General features: G+C 75.3%; 22 protein-coding genes and 2 pseudogenes. 12 read left to right on the forward strand and 12 right to left on the reverse strand.

Features of this window, described 5'->3' with window-relative positions:
- The first annotated feature begins 10 nt into the window (after positions 1 to 10).
- Together pta and ACVMYR_RS11270 are read left to right on the forward strand one after the other, a co-directional pair.
- On the forward strand, positions 11 to 2080 hold the full coding sequence (pta, locus tag ACVMYR_RS11265; RefSeq protein WP_457121790.1) for a phosphate acetyltransferase: 2070 nt from the start codon (positions 11 to 13) through the stop codon (positions 2078 to 2080).
- Positions 2077 to 3204 (forward strand): acetate kinase, encoded by a 1128-nt coding sequence (locus tag ACVMYR_RS11270; RefSeq protein WP_457121791.1) that lies wholly within the window; start codon positions 2077 to 2079, stop codon positions 3202 to 3204. The genes pta and ACVMYR_RS11270 overlap by 4 nt, the downstream gene beginning before the upstream one ends.
- Positions 3205 to 3262: 58 nt before the next feature.
- Here the strand turns inward: ACVMYR_RS11270 and ACVMYR_RS11275 are convergent, their stop codons facing one another.
- The gene (locus ACVMYR_RS11275; protein WP_199486103.1) at positions 3263 to 3436 is read right to left on the reverse strand and encodes a hypothetical protein; all 174 of its coding nucleotides are present in this window, start codon (positions 3434 to 3436) and stop codon (positions 3263 to 3265) included.
- Between the two features lie 187 nt (positions 3437 to 3623).
- Between ACVMYR_RS11275 and ACVMYR_RS11280 the strand changes: the two genes are divergently transcribed.
- The 3 genes from ACVMYR_RS11280 to ACVMYR_RS11290 all read left to right on the forward strand — a co-directional run bounded on the left by ACVMYR_RS11280 (position 3624) and on the right by ACVMYR_RS11290 (position 6148).
- The gene (locus tag ACVMYR_RS11280; protein WP_457122042.1) at positions 3624 to 4517 is read left to right on the forward strand and encodes an alpha/beta hydrolase family protein; all 894 of its coding nucleotides are present in this window, start codon (positions 3624 to 3626) and stop codon (positions 4515 to 4517) included.
- A 40-nt stretch (positions 4518 to 4557) separates the two neighbouring features.
- Positions 4558 to 5112, forward strand: a complete 555-nt coding sequence (locus tag ACVMYR_RS11285) for a nucleotidyltransferase domain-containing protein (protein WP_457121792.1) — start codon at positions 4558 to 4560, stop codon at positions 5110 to 5112.
- Positions 5113 to 5176: 64 nt separating this feature from the next.
- Positions 5177 to 6148: an alpha/beta hydrolase family protein gene (locus ACVMYR_RS11290; RefSeq protein WP_091276922.1), complete on the forward strand. Its 972-nt coding sequence runs from the start codon at positions 5177 to 5179 to the stop codon at positions 6146 to 6148.
- Between the two features lie 71 nt (positions 6149 to 6219).
- Here the strand turns inward: ACVMYR_RS11290 and ACVMYR_RS11295 are convergent, their stop codons facing one another.
- The 3 genes from ACVMYR_RS11295 to ACVMYR_RS11305 all read right to left on the reverse strand — a co-directional run bounded on the left by ACVMYR_RS11295 (position 6220) and on the right by ACVMYR_RS11305 (position 8969).
- On the reverse strand, positions 6220 to 7182 hold the full coding sequence (locus ACVMYR_RS11295; RefSeq protein WP_387105781.1) for a zinc-binding dehydrogenase: 963 nt from the start codon (positions 7180 to 7182) through the stop codon (positions 6220 to 6222).
- A gap of 76 nt (positions 7183 to 7258) precedes the next feature.
- Positions 7259 to 8437: an NADP-dependent malic enzyme gene (locus ACVMYR_RS11300; protein ID WP_396789110.1), complete on the reverse strand. Its 1179-nt coding sequence runs from the start codon at positions 8435 to 8437 to the stop codon at positions 7259 to 7261.
- Positions 8438 to 8579: 142 nt separating this feature from the next.
- The gene (locus ACVMYR_RS11305) at positions 8580 to 8969 is read right to left on the reverse strand and encodes a S24/S26 family peptidase (protein ID WP_457121793.1); all 390 of its coding nucleotides are present in this window, start codon (positions 8967 to 8969) and stop codon (positions 8580 to 8582) included.
- 53 nt (positions 8970 to 9022) lie between these two features.
- Here ACVMYR_RS11305 and sodN point away from each other — a divergent pair, with 53 nt between their 5' ends.
- The 3 genes from sodN to ACVMYR_RS11320 are packed head-to-tail and all read left to right on the forward strand — an operon-like array spanning position 9023 to position 10394.
- Complete coding sequence (sodN, locus tag ACVMYR_RS11310; protein WP_043965912.1) at positions 9023 to 9427, forward strand: superoxide dismutase, Ni; 405 nt, start codon at positions 9023 to 9025, stop codon at positions 9425 to 9427.
- Positions 9424 to 9957 (forward strand): GNAT family N-acetyltransferase, encoded by a 534-nt coding sequence (locus tag ACVMYR_RS11315; protein ID WP_077938468.1) that lies wholly within the window; start codon positions 9424 to 9426, stop codon positions 9955 to 9957. The genes sodN and ACVMYR_RS11315 overlap by 4 nt, the downstream gene beginning before the upstream one ends.
- A gap of 32 nt (positions 9958 to 9989) precedes the next feature.
- Positions 9990 to 10394: an ATP-binding protein gene (locus tag ACVMYR_RS11320; RefSeq protein ID WP_043965908.1), complete on the forward strand. Its 405-nt coding sequence runs from the start codon at positions 9990 to 9992 to the stop codon at positions 10392 to 10394.
- 63 nt (positions 10395 to 10457) lie between these two features.
- On the opposite strand, the gene ACVMYR_RS11325 is transcribed toward ACVMYR_RS11320, so the two are convergent.
- Positions 10458 to 10892: a hypothetical protein gene (locus ACVMYR_RS11325; protein WP_255704619.1), complete on the reverse strand. Its 435-nt coding sequence runs from the start codon at positions 10890 to 10892 to the stop codon at positions 10458 to 10460.
- Between ACVMYR_RS11325 and ACVMYR_RS11330 the strand changes: the two genes are divergently transcribed.
- The gene (locus ACVMYR_RS11330) at positions 10891 to 11841 is read left to right on the forward strand and encodes a diacylglycerol/lipid kinase family protein (RefSeq protein WP_091277190.1); all 951 of its coding nucleotides are present in this window, start codon (positions 10891 to 10893) and stop codon (positions 11839 to 11841) included. The two genes, ACVMYR_RS11325 and ACVMYR_RS11330, sit on opposite strands and share 2 nt — an antisense overlap.
- Before the next feature lie 449 nt (positions 11842 to 12290).
- The gene (locus ACVMYR_RS11335; RefSeq protein WP_007072794.1) at positions 12291 to 12548 is read left to right on the forward strand and encodes a WhiB family transcriptional regulator; all 258 of its coding nucleotides are present in this window, start codon (positions 12291 to 12293) and stop codon (positions 12546 to 12548) included.
- Between the two features lie 135 nt (positions 12549 to 12683).
- Here ACVMYR_RS11335 and ACVMYR_RS11340 read toward each other — a convergent pair whose 3' ends face one another.
- The 4 genes from ACVMYR_RS11340 to ACVMYR_RS11355 are packed head-to-tail and all read right to left on the reverse strand — an operon-like array spanning position 12684 to position 16076.
- Positions 12684 to 13445, reverse strand: coding sequence for a sirohydrochlorin chelatase (locus ACVMYR_RS11340; protein ID WP_077938466.1), 762 nt, complete (start codon positions 13443 to 13445; stop codon positions 12684 to 12686).
- Positions 13446 to 13447: 2 nt separating this feature from the next.
- Positions 13448 to 14212 (reverse strand): phosphoadenylyl-sulfate reductase, encoded by a 765-nt coding sequence (locus ACVMYR_RS11345; RefSeq protein ID WP_043965904.1) that lies wholly within the window; start codon positions 14210 to 14212, stop codon positions 13448 to 13450.
- On the reverse strand, positions 14209 to 14367 hold the full coding sequence (locus ACVMYR_RS11350) for a hypothetical protein (protein WP_176734126.1): 159 nt from the start codon (positions 14365 to 14367) through the stop codon (positions 14209 to 14211). Before ACVMYR_RS11350 ends, ACVMYR_RS11345 begins: the two co-directional genes overlap by 4 nt.
- Positions 14364 to 16076 carry a nitrite/sulfite reductase gene (locus ACVMYR_RS11355; protein WP_457121794.1) on the reverse strand — a complete coding sequence of 571 codons (1713 nt, stop codon included), beginning with the start codon at positions 16074 to 16076 and terminating at the stop codon, positions 14364 to 14366. Before ACVMYR_RS11355 ends, ACVMYR_RS11350 begins: the two co-directional genes overlap by 4 nt.
- 454 nt (positions 16077 to 16530) lie before the next feature.
- Between ACVMYR_RS11355 and ACVMYR_RS11360 the strand changes: the two genes are divergently transcribed.
- Positions 16531 to 18204 carry a glycosyltransferase family 39 protein gene (locus tag ACVMYR_RS11360; RefSeq protein ID WP_457121795.1) on the forward strand — a complete coding sequence of 558 codons (1674 nt, stop codon included), beginning with the start codon at positions 16531 to 16533 and terminating at the stop codon, positions 18202 to 18204.
- A 235-nt stretch (positions 18205 to 18439) separates the two neighbouring features.
- On the opposite strand, the pseudogene ACVMYR_RS11365 reads toward ACVMYR_RS11360, so the two are convergent.
- From ACVMYR_RS11365 to ACVMYR_RS11375, 3 genes and pseudogenes are all read right to left on the reverse strand, one after another.
- Positions 18440 to 18667, reverse strand: a pseudogene (locus ACVMYR_RS11365) (ATP-binding protein); the annotation flags it as partial.
- 240 nt (positions 18668 to 18907) lie between these two features.
- Positions 18908 to 20194 (reverse strand): annotated as a pseudogene (locus ACVMYR_RS11370) (histidine kinase N-terminal domain-containing protein); the annotation flags it as partial.
- A gap of 155 nt (positions 20195 to 20349) precedes the next feature.
- A complete protein-coding gene (locus ACVMYR_RS11375; RefSeq protein WP_396789168.1) occupies positions 20350 to 21381 on the reverse strand; it encodes an SIS domain-containing protein in 1032 nt (343 codons plus the stop codon).
- A 225-nt stretch (positions 21382 to 21606) separates the two neighbouring features.
- Here ACVMYR_RS11375 and ACVMYR_RS11380 point away from each other — a divergent pair, with 225 nt between their 5' ends.
- Positions 21607 to 23436, forward strand: coding sequence for a tetratricopeptide repeat protein (locus tag ACVMYR_RS11380; RefSeq protein ID WP_396789114.1), 1830 nt, complete (start codon positions 21607 to 21609; stop codon positions 23434 to 23436).
- Positions 23437 to 23502: the final 66 nt, after the last annotated feature.

Consider the following 23502-nt stretch of genomic DNA (forward strand, 5'->3'; position numbering starts at 1 on the left):
GCGTGGGGGCGTGGCCCGGAGCGTGTATCTGACCAGCGTCGGTTCCGGCGGGGGCAAGTCGACCATCGCGCTCGGCCTCGCCGAGCTGCTCTCCCGGCAGGTCGAACGGATCGGCGCATTCCGGCCGCTGGTCCCCGGGCGGGGGCCCGACCAGATCCTCGCCCTGCTCGGCGAGCGCTACCGCATCGAGATCCCGGTCGGCGAGCTGCACGGCTGCAGCTACGCCGAGGCGGGCGCGCTGGTCGCCGACGGCCGCCGGGAGGAGCTGATCTCCCGGATCGTCGAGCGGTACCGCGACGTCGAACGGCGCTGCCCCGCGGTGGTCGTGGTGGGCAGCGACTTCGCTGACGGCGGCGACGGCGCGGGCCCCCGCGAGCTGGCGTTCAACGCCCGGCTGGCCACCGAGTTCGGCAGCGTCGTGGTGCCCGTCGTCGACGGCTTCGGGCAGCAGCCGGAGGCGATCGCGGCGGCGGCGCGCGGGGCGTACCACGATCTGGTGGACCTCGGCGCGACGGTGCTGGCGGTGATCGCCAACCGGGTGCCGGGGCCGATGACGCTGCCCGAGCTGCCCGTCCCCGCGTACGCGATCCCGGAGGTGCCGGCCGTGTCGGCGCCGACGGTGGCCGAGGTGGCGGCGGCGCTCGGCGCGACCCTGCTGGCCGGCGACGACGCCGCGCTCGGCCGCGACGTGCTCGACTACGTCGTCGGCGCGGCGCACGTGCCGACGCTGCTGGACCACCTCACCGAGGGCGCGCTGGTGATCACCCCGGCCGACCGGGCGGACCTGCTGGTGGCGGCCAGCGCCGCGCACGTCGCCGGCCAGGTCTCCGTGGCCGGGCTGGTGCTCACCCTCGGCGAGCGGCCCGACCCGAGGGCGATGCGCCTGGTCGAGGGGCTCAACACCGGGCTCGCGGTGCTCTCGGTGCGCAGCGACAGCTACGACACGGTCGCCGCGTCCAGCCGGATCGAGGGCCGGCCCAGCATGGCCCACCCGCGCAAGGTCGAGGCCGCGCTCGGCGCGTTCGAGGACTGCGTCGACACCGTCGACCTCGCCCGCCGGCTGCGGGTCAGCCGCTCCGCGCGGGTCACCCCGCTGATGTTCGAGTACGACCTGATCGACCGCGCCCGTTCCAACCGCCGCCGCCTCGTGCTGCCCGAGGGCGCGGAGGAGCGGATCCTGCGCGCGGCGGAGATCCTGCTGCGCCGGGGCGTGGCCGACCTGACCCTGCTCGGCCGCCCCGACGACATCGCCCGGCGCACCCGGGAGCTGGGCGTCGACATCTCCGGGGCGGCCGTCGTCGACCCGGCGACCAGCCCCTGGCGCGACGAGTTCGCCGAGGCGTACGCGAAGCTGCGCGCCCACCGGGGCATGACCGCCGAGCTGGCCCACGACATCGTGGCGCAGCCCAACTACTTCGGCACGATGATGGTGCACACCGGGCACGCCGACGGGATGGTCTCCGGGGCCACCCACACCACCGCCGCGACCATCCGCCCCGCGTTCGAGATCATCCGCACGGTGCCGGGGGTGTCGGTGGCCTCCAGCGTGTTCTTCATGCTGCTCGCCGACCGGGTGCTCGTCTACGGCGACTGCGCCGTCAACCCCGACCCGGACGCCGCCCAGCTCGCCGACATCGCCATCTCCTCGGCCGACACCGCCGCCCGGTTCGGCATCGAACCCCGGGTGGCAATGCTGTCCTACTCCACCGGGGACTCCGGGGCCGGGGCCGACGTGGAGAAGGTCGCCGCCGCCACCCGGCTCGTGCGCGAGCGGCGGCCGGAGCTGCTGGTCGAGGGCCCCATCCAGTACGACGCCGCGATCGACCCGCACGTCGCGGCCACCAAGCTGCCCGACAGCGCCGTCGCCGGGCGGGCCACCGTGTTCATCTTCCCCGACCTCAACACGGGCAACAACACGTACAAGGCGGTGCAGCGCTCCGCCGGTGCGGTGGCCGTCGGCCCGGTCATGCAGGGCCTGCGCCGCCCCGTCAACGACCTGTCCCGGGGCGCGACCGTCCCCGACATCGTCAACACCGTCGCCATCACCGCCATCCAGGCCGCCGCCGGGGAGTCGTCATGAGTCGGGTGCTCGTCCTCAACTGCGGCTCGTCGTCGGTGAAATACCGGCTCTACGCCGGCGACGAGGTCCTGGCGAAGGGCACCGTCGAGCGGGTCGGCGAGCCCGGCGGCGGGCCGGCCGACCACGAGACGGCCGTCCGGGAGATCCTCGACCGCCTCGGCCCGGACGGGCTCGCCGGGCTGACCGCCGTGGGGCACCGGGTGGTGCACGGCGGGCGGCGCTTCACCGAGCCGGTGCTCATCGACGACGCCGTGTTCGCGGCGATCGAGGAACTCGTGCCGCTCGCCCCGCTGCACAACCCCGCCAACCTGGCCGGCATCCGGGTCGCCCGCGAGGCGCTGCCCGGGGTGCCGCAGGTCGCCGTCTTCGACACCGCGTTCCACCACACCCTGCCCGAGGCCGCCGCCACCTACGCGATCGACCGGGACACCGCCCGGCGGCACGACATCCGCCGGTACGGCTTCCACGGCACCTCCCACGCGTACGTCTCCCGGCGCACCGCCGAGCTGCTGGGCCGGCCGTACGACGAGCTGAACACGATCACCCTGCACCTGGGCAACGGGGCGAGCGCCTGCGCGGTGCAGGGCGGGCGCAGCGTGGCCACCTCGATGGGGATGTCCCCGCTGGAGGGCCTCGTGATGGGCACCCGCAGCGGCGACCTCGACCCGACGATCGTCTTCCACCTGCGCCGCGAGGCCGGGATGGGCGTCGACGAGATCGACGACCTGCTCAACCACCGCAGCGGCCTGCTCGGCCTCGCCGGGGTCAACGACATGCGCGAGGTGCTGGCCCGCCGCGCCGCCGGTGACCCGGCCGCCGCGCTCGCGTTCGACGTCTACACCCGCCGGATCACCGGCTACGTCGGGGCGTACTACGCGCTGCTCGGCCGGGTGGACGCGGTCACCTTCACGGCCGGGGTGGGCGAGCACGCGGCGCCGGTGCGGGCCGCCGCGCTGGCCGGCCTGGAGCGGCTCGGCATCGCCGTCGACCCGGCGCACAACGACGGCACCGGCGACCGGGTGATCTCCCCGGCGGGCGCGGAGGTCGCCGTCTGCGTCGTCGGCACCGACGAGGAACGCGAGATCGCGCGCGAGGCCCGCGCGGTGGCCGAGGCCACGGGCTGAGGCGGTCAGCACGGCCCAGCCTCCGCCAGGCTGCAGCCCAGCCCGTCTCCGCCGGGCTTCAGCCCAGCGCGAGCCAGGCGACGACGGCGACCAGCAGCACCACGGCCACCGCGATTCCGGCGACCAGCGGAACCCGGGACGCCGGGGCGGCCGGGGCGGCGCCCTCCGGCGCGTGGGCGAACGCCCGGAACTGCTCTGTGTTGCCGCTCGGGTCCACGTACTTGTCAGACATGGCCAGACCCTAGCCAAGACGGTCCACCCCGCGCCCGCCCTACCCGGCGGCACGCCGCAGGACCGCCGGATCGGCGGAGCCACCCCGACCGGGTGGCGTCGCCCACCGGTCCGGACGGCGGGGCCGCCGGGCGCCGCCGGCCGCCTACCGTGAGGGCGTGTGGGTACGCCGGCTGGTCGCCGCGACGATGACGGCGCTGCTGGCCGGCTGCGGCACGGCCACCGCCGCCCCGGGGTCCCGCGGCGCCCCGTCGGCCGGCCCCGCCCCGGCGACGACGTACCCGGTCGGGGTGCACAACTTCACCCTCGACCCGGGCGGCGCGCGCCCGCTGCCGGTGACCGTCTGGTATCCGGCCGCCCGGGGCGCGGTGGCCCCCGGCCGGTTCCCCGTCGTCATCTTCAGCCACGGGCTGGACAGCCTGCCCGCCCTGCACGCCCCGCTGACCAGCCGGTGGGCCGCCGCCGGCTTCGTGGTCGCCGCGCCCGCGTATCCGCACACCCGGCGCGGGGCGGCCCGGTTCACCCGCGCCGACGTACGCCACCAGCCGGCCGACGGGTGGCGGCTGATCCGGCACCTGGTGCGCCTCGACACCCGCCGGGGCGACCCGCTCGCCGGGCACCTGGACGTCGCCCGGTTCGCCGCCGCCGGCCACTCGGCGGGCGGCTTCACCACCGCCGGGATGCTCACCTCCGGGCACCCGCCCCGGCTGCGGGCGGGCATCGTGCTCGCCGGGGGCGGCCTGGCCGGGGCGTTCGCCGGGCCGACCGCGCCGGTGCTGTTCGTGCACGGCGACGCCGACCCGGTCGTCGGGGTTACCGTCGGCCGGGCCGCGTACGCCCGCACGCCCGGCCCGGCCGGGTTCCTCACCGTCACCGGGGGCGATCACGGCAGCTACCTGACCCCGGGCCGCCCCGGCTTCGCCCAGGTGCTCGCCACCACCACGGACTTCCTGCGCTGGGCGTTGTACGGCGACCGGGCCGCCCTGCGCCGCCTCCCCACGGACGCCACCCTCCCCACCCACTGGAGTTGCAAGGAAGGGCCCCCTGTTAACGCTTTCTGTAGAGGAAGGGCCCCTTCCTAACCCTCTCGCCGGGGCACGCATCGGGCGCTACCGTCGCGGCGTGGGCGGGGACGGCGAGCGGGGTGGGCGGGACGGGCTGGCAGCGCGGCAGCTCGCGGCGATCGCGGAGACGGTCGCGGCGGCCCGCACGGCCGGCGTCGCGCTGTGGCTACGGGGCGGGTGGGCGATGGACTTCACCCTCGGCGAGGTGACCCGGCCGCACGTCGACGTCGACTGGTACTGCTGGCGCGACGACGCCGACCGGCTCGCCGAGGCGCTGGGCGGACGGGGCTGGCGGGTCGACCCCCGGCTGCCGGTCGACGTGCAGCTCGAACTCGTCCGGGACGACGTGGAGCTGAGCGTCGCCTACCTGAGCCGGGACGCGGCGGGGCAGGTGGTGGTGGGCGCCGGGCCGTGGGCCGGCACACCGCTGCCGGCGGGGATGCTCGACGCGCCGCCCGGCCGCGTCGGCGACCTGACCGCGCCGGTCGTCTCCATTGCCGCGCAGATCCAGTTCAAGGAGATGTTCCCCGTCTGGATGCCGGACCGGCCACGCCGCCCGAAGGACGCCGCCGACCTCGCCCGGCTCCGGGCCCGCCACCGTCGCCCGGAGTGAGCGCGCCCTGACCTGCGGGGCGATGCGGGTCGGCACCCCCGTCCGGCGAGGCACAATCGGTTTCATGTGCCGCCGCCGTCGTACCGCCGCCCTGCTGGCCACCGCCCTGCTCGCCGCCGGCCTGGCGGGCTGCTCGGGTGACGCGGAGCCCGCCTGGCGCGAGGCCGCCCCGACGCAGGCACCGAAGGCGACCACCCCGGCCCCGCGCGTGCCCGCCGGCAGCGCGCCGAGCGAGAGCTTCGCCGTCGGCGTACGTCAGCTCAAGCTCAACCGCGACGGCGACCGCCCGCTGCCGGTGACGATCTGGTATCCGGCCCGGGGCGCGGCGGGCGGGACGCCGCAGCAGTCCGCGACGGCCGCGACGGGGCGCTTCCCGGTGGTGATGTTCAGCCACGGCCTCAACGGGCGGCCCGAGGACTACGAGCTGCTGCTCACCCGCTGGGCGGCGGCCGGGTTCGTGGTGGCCGCGCCGGCCTTCCCGCACACCGCCCGGGGCACCGACACCAACGTGCTGGACGTGCTGAACCAGCCGGCCGACGTGTCGTACGCGCTGACCCGGGTGCTCGCCCTGGACGCGAAGGCGGGCGACCCGCTGCGCGGCCGGCTCGCCACCGACCGGGTGGCGGCGGCGGGGCACTCGGCCGGTGGGGTGACCACGATCGGCCTGTTCACCGCCGGCCGGGACGACCGGCTGGACGCCGGGGTGGTCTTCGCCGGCACCGGCCTCGGCGTGGGCACCGCGTTCGCGGGGGCCGCCGCCCCGCAGTTGTTCGTGCACGGCGAGGCCGACGAGGTGGTCGACTACGCCTCGGGCAGGGCCGCGTACGACAGGGTGCCCTGGCCGAAGGCGATGCTCAGCCTGCCGAAGGGCGACCACGGGCGGGCCCTGCTCACCGACGGCGCGGCCCTGCGGGTGGTCTCGGACACCTGCGTCGAGTTCCTGCGCTGGACCCTGTACGGGGACGCGGCGGCGAAGCGCCGGCTGCCGGACGAGGCCACCCGGGGCGGCGTGGCCACCCTCGACGACCGCCTGTAAGGAAGGGCCCCCTGTTAACGCATTCGGTATAGGAAGGGCCCCCTCCTAACAAGCTCCCGGCAGGCGCCCGCTCACGCCGTGTGGTCGATGACGATCTTGCCGAACGCCTCGCCCGAGTGCAGCCGGGCGAACGCCTCCTCGATCCGGCTGAACGGCACCACGCTGTCCACCACCGGGCGCACCTCGTGCTCGGCGCAGAACGTCAGCAGCTCGGTCAGCTCCCCCGGCGTGCCCATCGAGGTGCCGAGGATCTCCAGCTGCATGGCGAAGACCCGCCGCAGGTTGACCTTCGGCTCGTGCCCGGCCGTCGCACCGGAGACCACGATCCGGGCCATCGGCGCGGCCGACTTCAGGGAGTGGTCGAACGTCGCCTCGCCGACCGTCTCGATCACCACATCGACCCGCTCGGGCAGCCGGGCGCCGGGCTCCAGCGCGGTCGCCCCCAGCTGCGCGATCCGTTCCCGCTTGCCGGCGTCGCGGCTGGTCGCGTACACCCGCTTGCCGAGCGCGACGGCGAGTGCGACGGCGGCCGTCGCGACGCCGCCGCCCGCGCCCTGGACCAGCACGGCGTCGGCCTCGTCGACCCGGCCCTTGGTGGTCAGCATCCGCCACGCGGTGAGCCAGGCCGTCGGCAGGCAGGCGGCGTCCGTCGCCGACAGGCCCGCCGGCAGGGGCAGCAGGTTCATCCGGGGTACGGCCACCCGCTCGGCGAAGGTGCCGGGGAAGTGCTCGGAGAGGATGGACATGCCGCGCGGGTCACCCGGGTCGACGACCAGCGGGAAGACCACCACCTCGGTGCCGTCCGGGGCCGTGCCGACGGCGTCGCAGCCGAGGATCATCGGCAGCCGGTCGGCACCGAGCCCGACGCCGCGCAGCGACCACAGGTCGTGGTGGTTGATCGAGCTGGCCCGCACCTGCACGGTCACCCAGTCGTCCTCGGGGTGGGTCGGCTCGGGCTGCTCGCCGACGGTCAGCGCGGCGAGCGGGTTGTCGGCGTCGAAGCTCGAGGCGAAGGCGGCACGCATGATCCGCACCGTAACAAGGAGTGGGGGTGTTAAGAAGGGGCCCCCGCTATACCGAAAGCGTTAACAGGGTGCCCCTCCTTGCACGTCAGGCGCGGGCGACGCCGTCGCGGCGGGCGGCCTCGGCGACGGCCTCGGCCACCGCGGGGGCGACGCGCGGGTCCAGCGGGGACGGCACGATCGCGTCGGCGGTGAGCGTGTCGGCCACCACCCCGGCGATCGCGTCGGCGGCGGCCACCTTCATCCCGTCGGTGATCCGGGTCGCCCGGGCGTCCAGCGCGCCCCGGAACACCCCGGGGAAGGCCAGCACGTTGTTGATCTGGTTGGGGTAGTCGCTGCGGCCGGTGGCCACGACGGCGACGTGCCGGGCGGCCACCTCGGGATGCACCTCGGGCGTCGGGTTGGCCAGGGCGAAGACGATCCCGCCGGGGGCCATCCCGGCCACCGCCGCCTCGCAGATCTCGCCGCCGGAGACGCCGACCAGCACGTCGGCGCCGCGCAGCGCCTCCGCGATGTCGCCCGACCGCCCCTCGGCGTTGGTGTCGGCCGCGAGGTCCGCCTTGGTGCCGGTGAGGTCGGCGCGGTGCCGGCCGATGATGCCCTTCGAGTCGCAGACGACGACCCGGGCCGGGTCGACGCCGCCGGCGATGAGCATCCGGGTGACCGCCACCCCGGCCGCGCCCGCGCCGCTGACCGCCACCCGCAGGTCGCCGAGCTTGCGGTTGAGCAGCGTGGCCGCGTTGCGCAGCGCGGCGAGCACGACGATGGCAGTGCCGTGCTGGTCGTCGTGGAAGACGGGGATGTCCAGCGCCTCGTCGAGCCGGCGCTCCACCTCGAAGCAGCGCGGGGCGCTGATGTCCTCCAGGTTGATCCCGCCGAACGAGGGGGCGAGGGCCTTCACCACGGCGACGATCTCGTCCACGTCCTGGGTGTCGAGGCAGACCGGCACCGCGTCGACGTCGGCGAACTGCTTGAACAGCACCGCCTTGCCCTCCATCACCGGCAGCGCCGCGCGCGGGCCGATGTTGCCCAGCCCGAGCACGGCCGAGCCGTCGGTGACGACGGCGACGGTGTGCCCCGCCCAGGTGTAGTCGTCGGCCAGCGCCGGGTCGGCGGCGATCGCCTCGCACACCCGGGCCACCCCTGGTGTGTACGCGAGGGAGAGGTCCTCGCGGCTGCTCAGCGGGACGGTGGAGGCGACGGCCAGCTTGCCGCCGACGTGCAGTTGGAAGACGGGATCAGCGGGGTCCACGGTGGACGAAGACATGGTGACTCCAGGAATCTGTCGGGTAGACGAGGCGACCGGCGCCAGCGCGAGGTGAGGCGGCCAGCGGCGGTGGCACGGTGCGGGGGTCACCCGGATACCTGCCGAGCATAGTGTCGGGAGCACAAGTCGGATGTGAGTAGGGTCATACTCGCTGGTAGCCGGCGGGGCGGAACAGCAGGCCCGGCCGGGGCCAGTAGCGGGCCACGACGCGACCGTGCACGTCGGCCACGCCGTACGCCCGGGAGTCGTCGGTGACGAGGTCGTTGTCGCCGCGTACCCACCAGCCGCCGTCGGCGGGGCGGACCGCGCGCTTGACCACGAGCAGCTCCGGGCGGCTGCGGAAGACCGCGACCACGACGTCGCCCGGGCGGATCGGGCGGCCCCCGCGCCGCACCAGCACGGCGTCGCCGTGGCGCAGGGTGGGTGCCATCGACGGGCCGGTCACCAGTACGGCCGTGAGCGGCCACCGCAGCCGGTCGGCGGCGGGAGTGTCGGCGGGCACCTGTTTCACCTCCGCACCGCTGGGGAGCATCTCCAGGAGTAATGTCGTCCTGGATCATCGCAAACTTCCCATGGAGGATCCCGATGCGACTTCCGCGCATCCTCATGCCGAGCGTCACCGTCAGCGCCCACTGCGACCTGCCGTGCGGCGTCTACGACCCGGCCCAGGCCCGGATCGAGGCCGAGTCGATCAAGGCGATCGCCGAGAAGTACCAGGCGAACACCGACCCCGAGTTCCGCACCCGGGCGCTGATCATCAAGGAGCAGCGCGCCGAGCTGGTCAAGCACCACCTGTGGGTGCTGTGGACGGACTACTTCAAGCCGGCGCACTTCGAGAAGTACCCCAACCTGCACACCCTGTTCAACGAGGCCACCAAGCTCGCGGGCGCCAGCGGCGCCAAGGGCAGCGCCGACCCGGCCAAGGCCGAGGAGCTGCTGGCGAAGATCGAGGAGATCTCGAAGATCTTCTGGGAGACCAAGCAGGCGTGACCCCCGGGTCCACACCGACGGTACGGCCGGCGCGTCCCGAGGACGTGCCGGCCGTCGTCGCCATGGTGCACGAGCTGGCCGCGTACGAGCGGGCCGCCGACGAGTGTCACCTGACCGCCGGGCAGCTCACCGAGGCCCTGTTCGGCCCGGCGCCCGCGCTCTTCGGGCACGTGGCCGTCGACGGGGCCGACCGGCCGCTCGGCTTCGCGTTGTGGTTCCTCAACTTCTCCACCTGGGCCGGCGTGCACGGCATCTACCTGGAGGACCTCTACGTCCGCCCCGAGGCGCGGGGCACCGGTGCGGGCCGGCGGCTGCTGGCCACCCTGGCCGCGATCTGCGTCGAGCGGGGCTACCGACGGCTCGACTGGTCGATGATCGACTGGAACCCGGCGGCCCGGTTCTACGCCTCGATCGGCGCGTCCCCCATGGCGGAGTGGGTGCCGTACCGGCTGACGGGGGCGGCCCTGACCGCGCTCGCGGCCGGCGCGACGCCACCGGCGAGCGCCGCGCCCACGCGTCCGTCCGCCTGACGGGGTAGAGTCCCCCACCGGGGGGATGAGGCGTGACTCAACTGACCGGCCAGCCAGCCACCGACGACGACATCGTGCACCTCACGGTGCCCGCCGACGGCGGTTACCTCGGCGTGCTCCGCACCGCCACGGCCGGCCTCGCCGCCCGTCTCCAGTTCGCCCTCGACGAGATCGAGGACCTGCGGATCGCCGTGGACGAGGCGTGCGCCATGCTCCTCGCGATCGCCACCCGCGACGCCGAGCTGGAGTGCCGGTTCCAGGTGACCGAGGACGCCCTGACCGTCGAGGTGACCGTGCCGACCGTGCGCGGGGCGACGCTGCCCTCCGAGTCGTCGTTCGCCTGGAAGGTGCTGACGGCCCTCACCACGGCCGCCTCGGCGAGCGCGGCCAACGGCCGGGCCACCATCTCCCTGCTGACCCGCCGCGCCGGCTACTGACCCCCGCCGCGCCGGCTCTTCTCGCCCGCCACGGGCCGCCCGGCGGGCCCGCGCCCGCCCGGCTCAGGCGAGGCCGAGGGCCCGGGTGGTCGGCGGGCTGACGAGCAGCGCGCTGACGCCGAGGCCGAGCGCCATCAGCGGCACGCCGAGCCAGCCGAGCCCGCCCTGGATCATGTACCAGCCGATCGGCAGCAGCATCAGTTGCAGGACGATCGCCGGGGCGCGGGCCCCGGCGCGGCGGCGGCCGAGCGCCCCGCCGAGCGCCCAGAGGGCGGCCGCGCCGCCGAGGGCGAACGCGGTCACCAGCAGCGCCGACGGCAGGTCGGTGGTGGTGGCGGTGAGGTCGGCCCAGACGAGCCAGGCGGCGACCAGGCCGAGGGCGACCGCCTCCGCCCGAAGCAGCCGGACCGCCCAGCGCAGCGTGGTCGGGTCCTGGTCCGAGTCGATGGTCACGCGCGCCACGATACCGGTGGTGGGGCGCGGTACAGTGCCGCCCATGCGGGCCGTCCTGGTGGTCAATCCGAAGGCCACCACCACCAGCGAACGCAGCCGGGACGTCCTGGTCCGGGCGCTGCGCAGCGAAGTCGACCTGTCGGTGCGGTACACCCGCCGGCGGGGTCACGCCATGGACCTCGCCCGGGAGGCGGCCGAGGAGGGCGTCGACCTGGTGGTGACGCTCGGCGGCGACGGCACGGTCAACGAGGTGGTCAACGGCCTGATGGCGGCCGAGCCGCCGACGATCCGCACCGGAGGCAGCCCCGCCGAGCGGCTGCCGGCGCTGGCCACCGTCCCCGGGGGCTCCACGAACGTGTTCGCCCGCGCGCTCGGCCTGCCCCGGGAGTGGCCGGAGGGCACCAGCATGATCCTGGAGGGGCTGCGGCTCGGGCGGTCCCGCACGATCGGTCTGGGCCGGGCCGACGACCGCTACTTCACCTTCTGCGCGGGCTTCGGCCTCGACGCGGCGGTGATCCACCGGGTGGAGCAGGCCCGCCGGCGCGGCCGGGTCTCCACGCCGGCGCTCTATCTGCGCTCGACGGTCAACCAGTACTTCCTCGGCTCGGACCGCCGCCATCCGACGATCTCACTGGAGCGACCCGGCGAGGTAACCGAGGGTGATCTGGCCACGGTCATCATCCAGAACACCGCGCCCTGGACGTACCTGGGCGAGCGGGAGATCAACCCGAATCCGGCGGCGTCCTTCGACCTCGGGCTCGACGTGCTGGCCATGCGGCAGCTCCGCGTGGCGAGCACAGCACGCACAGTGACCCAGTTCTTCTCCCACACGCCCAATCCGCGAGGGCGTCAGGTGCTGCAGCTGCACGACCTGGCCGAGTTCACCCTGGTCGCGAGCCGTCCTCAGGCTTTCCAGCTCGACGGGGACTATCTCGGCGAGCGGAAAAAAGTCAGATTCGCATCCGTTCCGGCCGCACTGAGAGTAATCTGCTAGGTCTCGGGTACAGCCCTTGGTCGAGCGCGGTCCCCCCACCGCTGTCGATGCGGTGGCCGCCACACCGAGGGTGAGGTGCCGGAAATGTCAGCAATGTCACGCAGACTGTACTATATTGATCCTCGACTGTGGTACGCCGGGTAACCAGGACTCCCTGCAAACCGGACAAAGGGGTCGTGAGCTTGCTCACCGCTCGGAGTTTTTCCGAGCGTCACCCTTGACATCGCGTGAGTTCGTGAAAGTATTCACAAGCGAACTTGAGTTACCGGGACATTGCTTGGACATGCTCATTGTGTTGAGGTGTTCGAGCAGGTCCCAGTGGCTACCAGAGCCTGCTCACGCAGCGCCGAATTGATGGATGCGAACCGTGACCATCGGCGTGCGGATGCATAAAGGAAAAGCACCAACGCAATATCTGCCACCCATCCAGAATGAGGAGTGTTGCCGCCATGGACTGGCGTCACCATGCTGTCTGCCGCGACGAGGACCCGGAGCTGTTCTTCCCGATCGGGACGTCCGGTCCGGCTCTCCTGCAGGTCGAGCAGGCCAAGGCCGTCTGCCGGCGCTGCTCCGTGACCGACCAGTGCCTCCAGTGGGCACTTGAGTCCGGTCAGGACGCCGGCGTCTGGGGCGGGATGAGCGAGGAGGAGCGGCGCGCCGTCAAGCGCCGCGGTGGCCTCCGGGTGCTGCGCGCTCACTCCGCCTGACCTACTGCACGCACCACAGCTCCACGCCCCGACAGGGCAACCCCTGTCGGGGCGTTCTGCTGTGCGGAGCCCTCGTGCCCCGCTGCGCCCTCGCCGGTGCCGCAGCCGCCCGGCCCGCGCGTCGGGCCGCCCGGATCACTCGACGGGCGCGGCGTCCGCCCGACGCAGCACCAGATCGGCCAGCTCCGGGGCGTCGGTGAGCGGCCCGGAGACGGTCACCGCGCCGGCCGCCCGCGCCCCCGCCAGCACCGCGTCGTGGAAGAGCCCCGGGGCCAGGAAGTACGCCGACACGGCCACCCGCCGCGCGCCCGCCGCGCGCAGCCGGGACACCGCCGCGCCCGCGTCCGGCGGGGCCGCCGAGGCGTACGACACGCGGCAGGGCACCCCGAGTTCCGCGCCGAGCGCCGCCGCGACCCGGCCCACCGAGCCCCGCGCCCGGGGATCCCGGGTGCCCGCGGCGGCGAGCACCAGCGCGTCGAACCGGCCGGGTTCCGCCTCCGCCAGCCGCCGCCGCAGCCCCGCCAGCAGCGCCCCGTCGACCACGCCGTCGGCCGGGCCGAGCACGTCGGAGACGCGCACGTCGATCGGCGGGCCCGACTCCCGGGCCGCCGCGACCGCCGCCGGGACGTCCACCCGCCGGTGGTACGCGGCGGTGAGCAGCAGCGGCACCAGCACCGCCCGGGGATGCCCGGCCGCCGCCAGCGACCGCAGCACCTCCGTCGGCCCCGGGTCCGTGTGGTCCAGCCAACTCGCCGACACGGCCACGCCGGGGCGGACGGCCGCGACCGCCCGGGCCAGCGCCCGGGTCGCCTCGGCCGCCCGGGGGTCCCGGCTGCCGTGCGCCACCAGGACCACCGGGTCGCCGGCCGCGACCGACCGCACCCGGGGCCCGGACACGGTCAGAGGTGCAGCCCGCACTCGGTCTTCTCGAACATCGCCCAACGACCGGCCCGGGGGTCCTCCCCCGCCTTCGTGCGGCGGGTGCAGGGCCAGCAGCCGATCGAGCCGTAGCCGCGCTTGAACAGCTCGTTCACCGGGATGTCGTGCCGGGCGATGTAGGCGTCCACGTCGGCCTGCTTCCAGGCGGCGATCGGGTTCACCTTCACCCTGCCCCGGCGGGCGTCGAACGTCACCACCGGCGTGTTGGCCCGGGTCGGCGACTCGTCGCGGCGCAGCCCGGCGGCCCAGGCGTCGTACCCGGCCAGCGCCCGCTCCAGCGGCTCGACCTTGCGCAGCTGGCAGCAGTCGTCCGGCGAACGGTTGAACAGCCGGGGGCCGTACTCGCCGTCCTGCTGGCCGACGGTGAGCCGGGGCCGGATCGACCGGACGTTGACGGGCAGCCGGCGGGCCACCTCGTCGCGCACCCGCAGCGTCTCCGGGAAGTGCAGGCCGGTGTCGAGGAAGACCACGTCGACCCCGGGCGCGACCCGGGAGACCAGGTGGGCCAGCACGGCGTCCGCCATCGAGCTGGTCACGCAGAACCGGTCGCCGAACGTCTCGGCCGCCCAGCGGGCGATCTCCAGCGCCGGAGCGCCCTCCAGCTCCCGGCCGGCCCGCTCGGCCAGCTCCCGCAGCTCCTGCGGGCTGCGCCGGGCGGGATCGGCGGGAGTCGGGCCGCCGGGGCCGACCAGCCCCAGGGTCGCGGCCGACACCAGGGCGGTCACCGGGTCACCGCCTCGGTCAGCAGGCCGGTGAACTTCACCGTGAACACCCGGGCGCAGGCGTGGCACTCCCACGCGCCGTGCCCGGCCTCGCTCGGCCGCAGGTCCTCCTCGCCGCAGTAGGGGCAGTACAGCGGCGCGGAACGAGTCTCACTCATCGGAGTTCCTCCTCGTCTACCCTGATCACCCAGTTGGCGAAGGACTCGCCCTCGGTCCGGCTCGCCATGTAGCGGCGGGCGAGCCGTTCCACGTACTCCGGAAGCTCGTCGGCGGTGGTCTTCAGGCCGCGCAGCTTGCGGCCGAAACCGGCGGTCTGGCCCTGCGCCATGCCCAGGCCGCCGCCCAGGTGCACCTGGAAGCCCTCGACCTGGCGGCCGTCCGGGCCGACCACGAGCTGCCCCTTGAGGCCGATGTCGGCGACCTGGGTGCGGGCGCAGGCGTTCGGGCAGCCGTTGAGGTGGATGGAGATGTCCGCGTCGAAGTCGCGCAGGCGCTCCTCCAGCCGGGCCACCAGCTCCTCGCCGCGCGCCTTCGTCTCGACGATGGCCAGCTTGCAGAACTCGATGCCGGTGCAGGCCATCGTGCCGCGCCGCCAGGCCGACGGCCGGGCCTCAAGGCCGATCGTGCTCAGCTCGGCCACCAGCGAGTTGGCCTGCTCCGGGGGCACGTCCAGGACCAGGAGCTTCTGGTACGGGGTGAGCCGCACCCGGCCGCTGCCGTGCGCCTCGACCACGTCGGCAAGCCGGGCGAGCTGCGTGCCGGAGACCCGGCCCACCACCGGGGCGGCCCCGACGTAGGCGCGCCCGTCGCGCTGGCGGTGCACCCCGATGTGGTCGACCGGCTTGGCGGGCAGCTCCGGGGCCGGCCCGTCGAGCAGCGTGCGGCCCAGGTATTCCTTCTCCAGCACCTCGCGGAACTTCTCCACGCCCCAGTCGGCGACGAGGAACTTCAGCCGGGCCCGGTTGCGCAGCCGGCGGTAGCCGTAGTCGCGGAAGATGCCGACCACGCCGGCCCAGACGTCCGGCACCTCGGTCAGCGGCACCCAGACGCCGAGCCGCTTGGCCAGCATCGGGTTGGTGGACAGGCCGCCGCCGACCCAGACGTCGAAGCCGGGGCCGTGCTCCGGGTGGTCGACGCCCAGGAAGGCGATGTCGTTCGCCTCGTACGGGGTGTCCACCAGCCAGGAGATCGACGTCTTGAACTTGCGGGGCAGGTTGGAGAAGCGCTTGTCGCCGACGTACCGCCGGACGATCTCCTCCAGCGCCGGGGTCGGGTCGAGCAGCTCGGCCTCGGCCACCCCGGCGACCGGGCTGCCGAGCACGATGCGCGGGCAGTCGCCGCACGCCTCGGTGGTCTGCAGGCCCACCGACTCCAGCCGACGCCAGATCTCCGGCATGTCCTCGACCCGGATCCAGTGGTACTGGATGTTCTGCCGGTCGGTGATGTCGGCGGTGTCCCGGGCGAACTCCCGGGAGATGTCCGCGACCACCCGGAGCTGGTCCAGGGTGAGCTGGCCGCCGTCGACCCGGACGCGGAGCATGAAGAACTCGTCTTCCAGCTCGTGCGGCTCCAGCACAGCGGTGCGCCCGCCGTCGATGCCGGCCTTGCGCTGGGTGTAGAGGCCCCACCAGCGGAACCGGCCGCGCAGGTCCTGCGGGTCGATCGAGGCGAAGCCCCCGTGGGCGTAGATGTTCTCGATCCGGGCCCGGACGTTCAGCGGATCGTCGTCCTTCTTGATCCGCTCGTTGGCGTTGAGCGGCTCGCGGTGGCCGAGCGCCCACTGGCCCTCCCCACGGGGACGGCGGGGCGCCCGCGCGACGGGTGCCGTGGGTGCCTCGGGTCGGGCGGGGGTGCTGCTGACCGCCATCGCGGCGTCCTCCGTTGTCTGCTGTGCCTCTGGACGCGGGCGCGCGGCCGGCCCGTGGGACGGGGCCGTGGACAGCGGTGTCGGACGGCCGGCGCGACTACGCGCCCGAGACGGATGGGTCGGGCGTCGTCAGTGGGCCGGACAGATGGCGCTGCGCACGCGGCCGTAGTCGACGTGGCGACGGGCCACGAAGCGACGGACGACAGCGGCAAGCATGCGACCATGCTCGCACACCGGCGGTGGACCTACCACCGACCGTGAGTGTGATCCCACATCACGGGCCACCGATGCGCCACCGCGCCGACACCGCCCCCGAACAGGCCAAGCACCCCTCGCCCCGGTGAGCAAGAGGAAAGCGTCAGAGTTGATCTCGACGGTGACGCTTTCCTCTTGATCACCGGGTTGGGGGCCGGGGTGGGGGCGTGGGCCGTTCGGGTGTGGAAGGCTCGGCATCGTGGGCGGATTGCCTGTAAGGCGGCATTTGCCGGGGTGGCTCGGCGCGGTCTGGCTGTGGCCGACCCTGGCGACGCTGGCGGTCACCGGCGCGGAGATCGGCTCGGCCCAGCCGTGGCGCGACGAGTTGGCCACCTGGAGCGCCGCCACCCGGCCGCTGGGCGACCTGGCCCGGATGGCCGGCACCATCGACGCGGCCACCTGGCCGTACTACCTGTTCATGCACGGCTGGGTGACGCTCTGCGGGGACTCCCCCGCCGCGCTGCGGCTGCCGTCGGCGCTGGCCATGGCGGGAACGGCCGGGCTCGCCGCCGCGCTCGGCGCACGGCTGCTCGGGCGACACGCTGGCCTGACCGGTGGCCTGCTGTTCGCGGCCCTGCCCGGCACCTCCCGGTACGCCCAGGAGGCCCGCCCGTACGCCTTCGTCGCCCTCTTCGCGGTGTTGGCGACGCTGCTGCTGGTCCGAGCGCTGGAGCGGCCCGGCTGGCGGCGCTGGGCCGGGTACGCCGCGGCCGTGGCCGCCCTCGGCCTGGCCCACCTGGTCGCCCTCACCCTGCTCGCCGCCCACGCGGCAGCCGTGCTGGCCGCCGGCCGGACCGCCTCGGGCGCTGTCCCGGGCACCGCCGACCGGGCCACCCACGGCACCGCCGACCGGGCCATTCCGGGCACCGCCGACCGGGCCACCCACGGTGCCGCCGACCGGGACGCACCGGGCAACGCCGACCGGACCGCCTCGGGCAGCGCCGACCGGGCCGTCCCGGGTACCGCCCACCTGGCCGCCCATGGTGCCGCCGACCGGGCCGGCCTTCGCCCGGACGCCGGCCGCCGGTCGCGTCGACCGGTGTGGGGCTGGCTGCTCGCGCTCCTGCCGGCGGTGGTCGTGCTGACCCCCCTGGTGCTACTGGCGGCGGGGCAGCGGGGACGGCAGCTCGACTGGGTGGACCAGGCCCGCCCCGCCGACCTTGTCGCCCTGCCCGGCGCGCTGACCCAGAGCGGCACGGTGGGCGGGCTGCTGCTGGGTCTGGCCGCCCTGGGTGCCGCCCGGTCGGGCCGGGCCGGGCTGCTTCCCGCCGCCTGCCTCGTCCTGCCGGTGGCCCTGGTCTTCCTGGCCGGGCTGGCCGTACCGCTGTGGGTGCCGCGCTACCTGTTCTTCGTCGTGCCGTTCGCCTGCCTGCTGGCCGGGGCGGCGCTGGCCACGGCGGCACTGCCGGCGGCGCTGGCCGTGGTGCTCCTCGCCGGCCTGCTCGGCCTGCCCGACCAGGCGGCGCTGCGGCACAGCCACGAGTGGCCACGGGGCGCGCTGGTCGACTACCGGGGGGCCGCCCGGGTAATCGACGCGGGCCGCCGGCCCGGTGACGTGATCGTCTTCTCGCCCCGGGACGGCTGGCTCTTCACCGACCTCGGCATCGGCTACCACCTCGGCGACCGGCAGCCCCGGGACGCGCTGGCCGTACGGGGCCGCGACGCGCGCGGCGACTACTGGGCCGACGAGTGCCCGGACCCGGCCGCCTGCCTGGCCGGGGCGCGGCGGGTCTGGCTGGTGGTCGCCGGCCGGCGAACGGACCCGGTCGCCGCGGTACCCGGCGCGAAGGGGGCGGCGCTACGGGACGACGGCTTCGCCGTCGACCGGGTCTGGCAGCGCCCCGGCCTGACCGTGGCACTACTCACCCGCTGAGCCGGCCTGCCCGGCTGCCCGGCTGCCCGACCCCTCGGCCGTCCCTCGGCCGTCCGGCCGCCCCGGGATCGCCCGCGTCATGTCGGCGACATGGCGGTATCCGGGGCGGTGGGATGCCGCCATGTCGCCGACATGGAGTCGATCAAGCGGCCCCGGCCCGACGGGCGGGGCGGCGCGGGGCAGGACGGCGCGAGGCGGCGCGGCGCGGAGCAGGGCGGCGCGGGGCACCTGGGCGTCAGGAGCGGACGAGGGGGACCACCAGTACCGCCTCGGTGCCGCCCTCCGCGCCGTTGCGCAGCTCGATGGTGCCGCGCAGCTCGCCGGTCACCAGCGCCCGGACGATCTGGAGCCCGAGCCGGCTGCCGCGCTCGGCGTCGAACCCGGCCGGCAGGCCACGCCCGTTGTCGGCGACGGTGACGTGCAGCTGCTTGCGGAACCGGTGTGCCGACACGACCACCTCGGGTGGCACCGTCGACTCGACCCCGGCGGCGACCTGCGGAAGGACCCCGCCCGACCCGGACCCCTCGGCCAACCCGGAACCCCCGCCCGACCCGGAACCGCCAGCCGACCCGGAAACCCCGGCCGCCCCGGAAGCGCCGGCAAGCCCGGCGGACCCGGAACCGACGCCCACCCCAGCGGCCCCGGCACCGCCGCTGGCCTCCGCCCCGGCCGAGGATCCGGCCGAGGATCCGGCCGTGGGTACAGCCGGAGGCCCGGTCGGGGACTCAGCGGCCGGCGGGAAGCCGTGCTCGACGGCGTTGAGCAGCAACTCGTTGAGGACCATGACCAGCGAGGTGGCGATCTCGGCCGGCAGCACGCCGAAGCTGCCCCGGCGGCGCATGCCGACGGTCTGCTCGGTCGCGGCGACCTCGGTCGCCGCGCTGGCCACCCGGTCGACGATGCCGTCGAACTCGACCGCCTCGTCGCTGGACATGGAGAGCGTCTCGTGCACCAGGGCGATGGAGGCGACGCGGCGTACGGACTCCTCCAGGGCGACCCGGGCCTCCGGCATGGCCACCCGGCGGGCCTGGAGGCGCAACAGCGCGGCGACGGTCTGCAGGTTGTTCTTCACCCGGTGGTGGATCTCCCGGATGGTGGCGTCCTTGGTGATCAGGGCGCGGTCGCGGCGACGTACCTCGGTGATGTCGCGGACCAGGACCAGCGCGCCGATCGGCACCCCGGCGGGCATCAGCGGCAGGGCCCGGGTGAGCATGGTCGCGCCCCGGGCGTCGATCTCCCGCCGGGGCGGGCCCTCACCGCGCAGCGCGGCGAGGATGCCGTTGGCCGCTTCGGTGCCCTCCAGGGGGTCGCCGGCCAGCCGGCGGTGCAGCTTGGCCAGGTCCTCCCCCACCAGGTGTGCGGCGAAGCCGAGCCGCCGGTACGCGGACTGCGCGTTGGGGCTGGCGTAGGTGACCTTGCCGCCGGCGTCGAGCCGGACGAGGCCGTCGCCGACCCGGGGCGCGGACGTCGTCTCCCCGGGGTGCCGGGGCGGCGGGAACGTGCCGTCGGCGATCATCTGGGCGAGGTCGTCGGCGGTCGTCAGGTAGTTCAGTTCGAGCTGGCTGGGCGTGCGGGCGGTGGAGAGGTTGGTGTCCCGGCCGACGACCGCGATCACCTCGCCGGCCTCCCCGTCGGCGGTGCGCAACCGGACCGGGATCGCCTCGTGCCGGGCGGGCACGTCGCCGTACCAGACCGGGTCGCCCTCCCGCCAGATCCGGCCCTGGCCATACGCGACCTCCAGGTGGGCCACCTCGGGCCCGCCGACGATCCGCCCCACCTGGTCGTCCTGGTACGCGGTGGGCGCGGTCGTCGGGCGGACCTGGGCCACGCAGAGGAAGGTGCCGTCGCGGTCCACCGGCACCCACAGCAGCAGGTCGGCGAAGGACAGGTCGGACAGCAGCTGCCAGTCTCCGGCGATCCGGTGCAGGTGGTCGATGTCGGCGGGGCGGAGCTGGGTGTGCTCCTCGGCGAGGTCGCGCAACGTGGACACGATGCACAGCGTGCCACGCCCAGGCGGGCCCCGTCCCGCTGGCCGGCCGGGCTCACACCGGTCGACCCGCGCGCCGGCCCGGCCGGCTCATCTCCGCCGGCCCGGCCGGCTCATCTCCGCGGGCCCGCCCACGTCCGCCGGCCGGCCCGGGGCGCTCACATCGTCGCGGTGACCTTCTTCAGGCCGCGCGGCGCGTCGGGGTCCTCGCCCCGGGCGAGGGCCAGCGCCAGGGCGAGGCGCTGCAACGGCAGGATGTCCAGCAGCGGGGCGTACCGTTCGTCGACCTCGGGGACGGCCATCCGGGTGGCCCCGTGCACGTCGGCCGAGCCGACCACGACCACGTCGGCGCGGCGCTCGCCGAGGCGGGGCAGCACCTCGCCCATGGACCGGCCGCCGGGGCCGGAGCCGACGACGGCCAGCACCGGCACGTCCGGGTCGGTCATCGCGAGCGGGCCGTGCAGCAGGTCCGCGCCGGAGAAGGCGAGCGCCGGCAGGTACGAGGTCTCCATCAGCTTGAGCGCCGCCTCCCGGGCGGTCGGGTACGCGTATCCCCGGCCGGTGGTGACGAGCTGGGCGGCGAACCGGTAGCGGGGCGCGAGCTGGGCCGGGGTGGGGTCGTCGAGGGTGCGGGCGGCCAGCTCGGGCAGGGCTGCCAGGGCGGCGCGCTCGGCGGCGGGCAGCGCCCCGTCGCCGGCCCGGACGCCCTCCACGAGCAGCAGCAGGGCGAGCAGCTCCGCCGTGTACGTCTTGGTGGCCGCCACGGCCCGCTCGTGTCCGGCGGCGATGTCGACGCTCAGCTCGGCGATCCCGGCCAGCGGCGAGTCGGGGTTGTTGGTCACGGCGAGGGTGAGCGCGCCGGACGCGCGGGCGGTGCGCAGCACCTCGGCCAGGTCGGGTGAACCGCCGCTCTGGCTGACGCCGACGACCAGCGCGTCGGACAGGTCGGGGCGCGCGCCGAAGAGGGTGACCGCGCTGGGCGAGGCGAGCCCGGCGGGCAGGCCGAGCCGGATCTCGGTCAGGTACGCCCCGTAGAGGGCGGCGTGGTCGGAGGTGCCCCGGGCGGTGAAGACCACGTGCCGGGGGCGGCGCTGCGCGACGACGGCGGCCACCTCGGCGATCGCCCCGGCGTGCTCGGCGGAGAGCAGCCGCTCGTAGCCGGCCGGCTGCTCGGAGATGTCGGCGGCCATGCCGGCCCCTGCACGCGTCACGGAGTGCCCCTTTCCCTGCGCGATTGCCGCGCGTTTCCTGCTCAGTCTTGCATGTTTCGGCGTACGTGAACAATCTTGCGAGCAGCATTGCGCAGTGGATCACCAAGCCGAGCCAACATCACCTACGCTTGCCCGGCCCGGCGACACTGCGACGGGGGACGCATCCGTCGCCCGGCCACCCGCACCTACCACCGAGAGGCCCACGTGTCCGAGGGAAGGGACGATCCCCCGCTGTCGGCGGAGGAGGAGCTGGCCCTGGCCCGGCTCGCGCTGGACGAGGGTGACCTGGCGCACGCCGCCGGGCACGTCGCCGGCGCGCTGACCCGGTCGCCCACCCTGCCCGAGGCGCACGAGACGCTGGCCCGGCTGGCCGCCGTCAGCGGCGGCGGCCTCGACCTGTTCCCCCTGCACCAGCGCGCCTTCGTCGGCACGGTGGTGGCCCGGGCGCACCTGCTCGCCGCGGCGGGGCGGCCCGCCGAGGGGCTGGAGCTGCTGGCCGCCGCCACCGGGCACGACCGCAGCGCCGACTGGGCCGGGGTGCCCTGGGTGACGGCCCCGGAGCTGCCCGAGCGGCTCGACCCGGAGGGCATCGCCCAGGTGCTGATGCAGGTGTGCGCCGCCACGCCCGACCCGGTGCCGCGCGCCGACCGGGCGCCCCTGACGCCGTACCTCACCCTGGCCCGCAACGCGGTCACCGTCCATCCCGAGCACGCCCTGCTGCTGGGCGCGGCGTCCGCGCTGGCCCGGCGCCTCGGCGAGGTCACCCTGGCGGTCCGCTGGGCGAGCCGCGGCGTACGGGCGCGCCCGTCGAAGCTCGGCGAGGTCTGGCTCGGGTACGCGTACCGCAGCGCCGGCCGCACCCGGGAGGCCCTCGCCGCGCTCGGCAGGGCCGTCGACCACGACCCGGACGACCTCGCCGTCTACGCCGACATCGCCGGCACGCTGGCCGACACCGGCCGGCTCGACGAGGCCCTGGAGTGGACCGACCGCGCCCTCGCCCGGAACCCCGCCTTCGACTGCGCCGTGCACACCGCGCACCGGCTGCGCTTCCAGCGCGACGGCGACGTGGCGCACCTGGTGGCGCTGGCCGACTTCGTCCGCGACCATCCCGACGACTCGCACGAGCACGGCGATCTCGCCGAGTGCTGCCGCAGCCGGCCGTGGCTGGGTCAGGTCACCCCGGCCGCCGGGGCGGCCGTCGCCGTGCTGCGCCACGCCCTGGCCGCCGAGCAGGACGCCCTCGGCGCGACCGTACGGCTGGAGACGCTGGAGCCGCCGAGCGCCCTGCGCACCGTGGCTGCGGCCGCGCCCGACCTGCGGGTCGAGGTGGCGGAGGTGGCCGAGCCGGATCCGCGCGAGCCCCGCCGGGCCACCGACCGGCCGCTGTGGCGCTGGGACGGCACCGTCGCCGCCCCGGCGGTGCCGGCGCCCTCGGCCGAGGCGGCGGACCGCATCCGGCAGCTCGCCCACCCGGCGTGGCCGCACCCTCCGGCGGCGTACGACGCGGCGGTCGGCCTGGCCACGCTGGGGCTGCCCGACCTGCTCGGGCTGCTGGTGCACCCGCCCGCGGCCCCGCCGACCGGGCTGGGCCGGGTGCTGGCCGGGCAGGACCCGTCGCTCTGGGTGCGCTGCGTGCAGGTGTGGGCGTGCCTGGGCCTGCTGCACCACCGCACGGACGAGCCGTGGGCGTCCTCCACCCGTCGCCGGACGCTGGTCGAGCTGGTCTGGGGAGTGGAGGACTGGATCACCGAGGCCGCCCTGTTCGCCCTGGTCACCGCCGCCTGGGTGGACCCCTCGGTCCGCGAGGACGTGGCCGGCGTGGTGGCCGACCGGCTCGCCGACGCGGCGGCGGTGGCCCGGGACCGGAGCGTGCCGATCGCGGTCTCGCTGGCGTACCTGGCGCTGGCCACCCCGGCCCTCGACCCGGCCACGGCCGCGCTGGCCGGCGAGCTGATCTCGGGCCCGGCGGCGGGCCGGTCCCGACCGGGCCGGCTGCGCCGCCTCTGGGACCGCCTCACCCGCCGCCGGGGCTGAGGCCGACCCCGGCGGCGCTGCCGACCCGGGCCGCCCGCCCCGGTCGGGGCGGACGGCCGTGGCCGG

It is taken from the genome of Micromonospora sp. PTRAS2, assembly GCF_054052245.1.

Bases quoted from the DNA above. Each gene is read 5' to 3' on its own strand.
- ACVMYR_RS11270 (WP_457121791.1), top strand. From the start codon at position 2,077: ATGAGTCGGGTGCTCGTCCTCAACTGCGGCTCGTCGTCGGTGAAATAC.
- ACVMYR_RS11275 (WP_199486103.1), bottom strand. From the start codon at position 3,436: ATGTCTGACAAGTACGTGGACCCGAGCGGCAACACAGAGCAGTTCCGG.
- ACVMYR_RS11280 (WP_457122042.1), top strand. From the start codon at position 3,624: ATGACGGCGCTGCTGGCCGGCTGCGGCACGGCCACCGCCGCCCCGGGG.
- ACVMYR_RS11290 (WP_091276922.1), top strand. From the start codon at position 5,177: ATGTGCCGCCGCCGTCGTACCGCCGCCCTGCTGGCCACCGCCCTGCTC.
- ACVMYR_RS11300 (WP_396789110.1), bottom strand. From the start codon at position 8,437: ATGTCTTCGTCCACCGTGGACCCCGCTGATCCCGTCTTCCAACTGCAC.
- ACVMYR_RS11305 (WP_457121793.1), bottom strand. From the start codon at position 8,969: ATGCTCCCCAGCGGTGCGGAGGTGAAACAGGTGCCCGCCGACACTCCC.
- sodN (WP_043965912.1), top strand. From the start codon at position 9,023: ATGCGACTTCCGCGCATCCTCATGCCGAGCGTCACCGTCAGCGCCCAC.
- ACVMYR_RS11330 (WP_091277190.1), top strand. From the start codon at position 10,891: ATGCGGGCCGTCCTGGTGGTCAATCCGAAGGCCACCACCACCAGCGAA.
- ACVMYR_RS11325 (WP_255704619.1), bottom strand. From the start codon at position 10,892: ATGGGCGGCACTGTACCGCGCCCCACCACCGGTATCGTGGCGCGCGTG.
- ACVMYR_RS11335 (WP_007072794.1), top strand. From the start codon at position 12,291: ATGGACTGGCGTCACCATGCTGTCTGCCGCGACGAGGACCCGGAGCTG.
- ACVMYR_RS11350 (WP_176734126.1), bottom strand. From the start codon at position 14,367: ATGAGTGAGACTCGTTCCGCGCCGCTGTACTGCCCCTACTGCGGCGAG.
- ACVMYR_RS11355 (WP_457121794.1), bottom strand. From the start codon at position 16,076: ATGGCGGTCAGCAGCACCCCCGCCCGACCCGAGGCACCCACGGCACCC.
- ACVMYR_RS11375 (WP_396789168.1), bottom strand. From the start codon at position 21,381: ATGGCCGCCGACATCTCCGAGCAGCCGGCCGGCTACGAGCGGCTGCTC.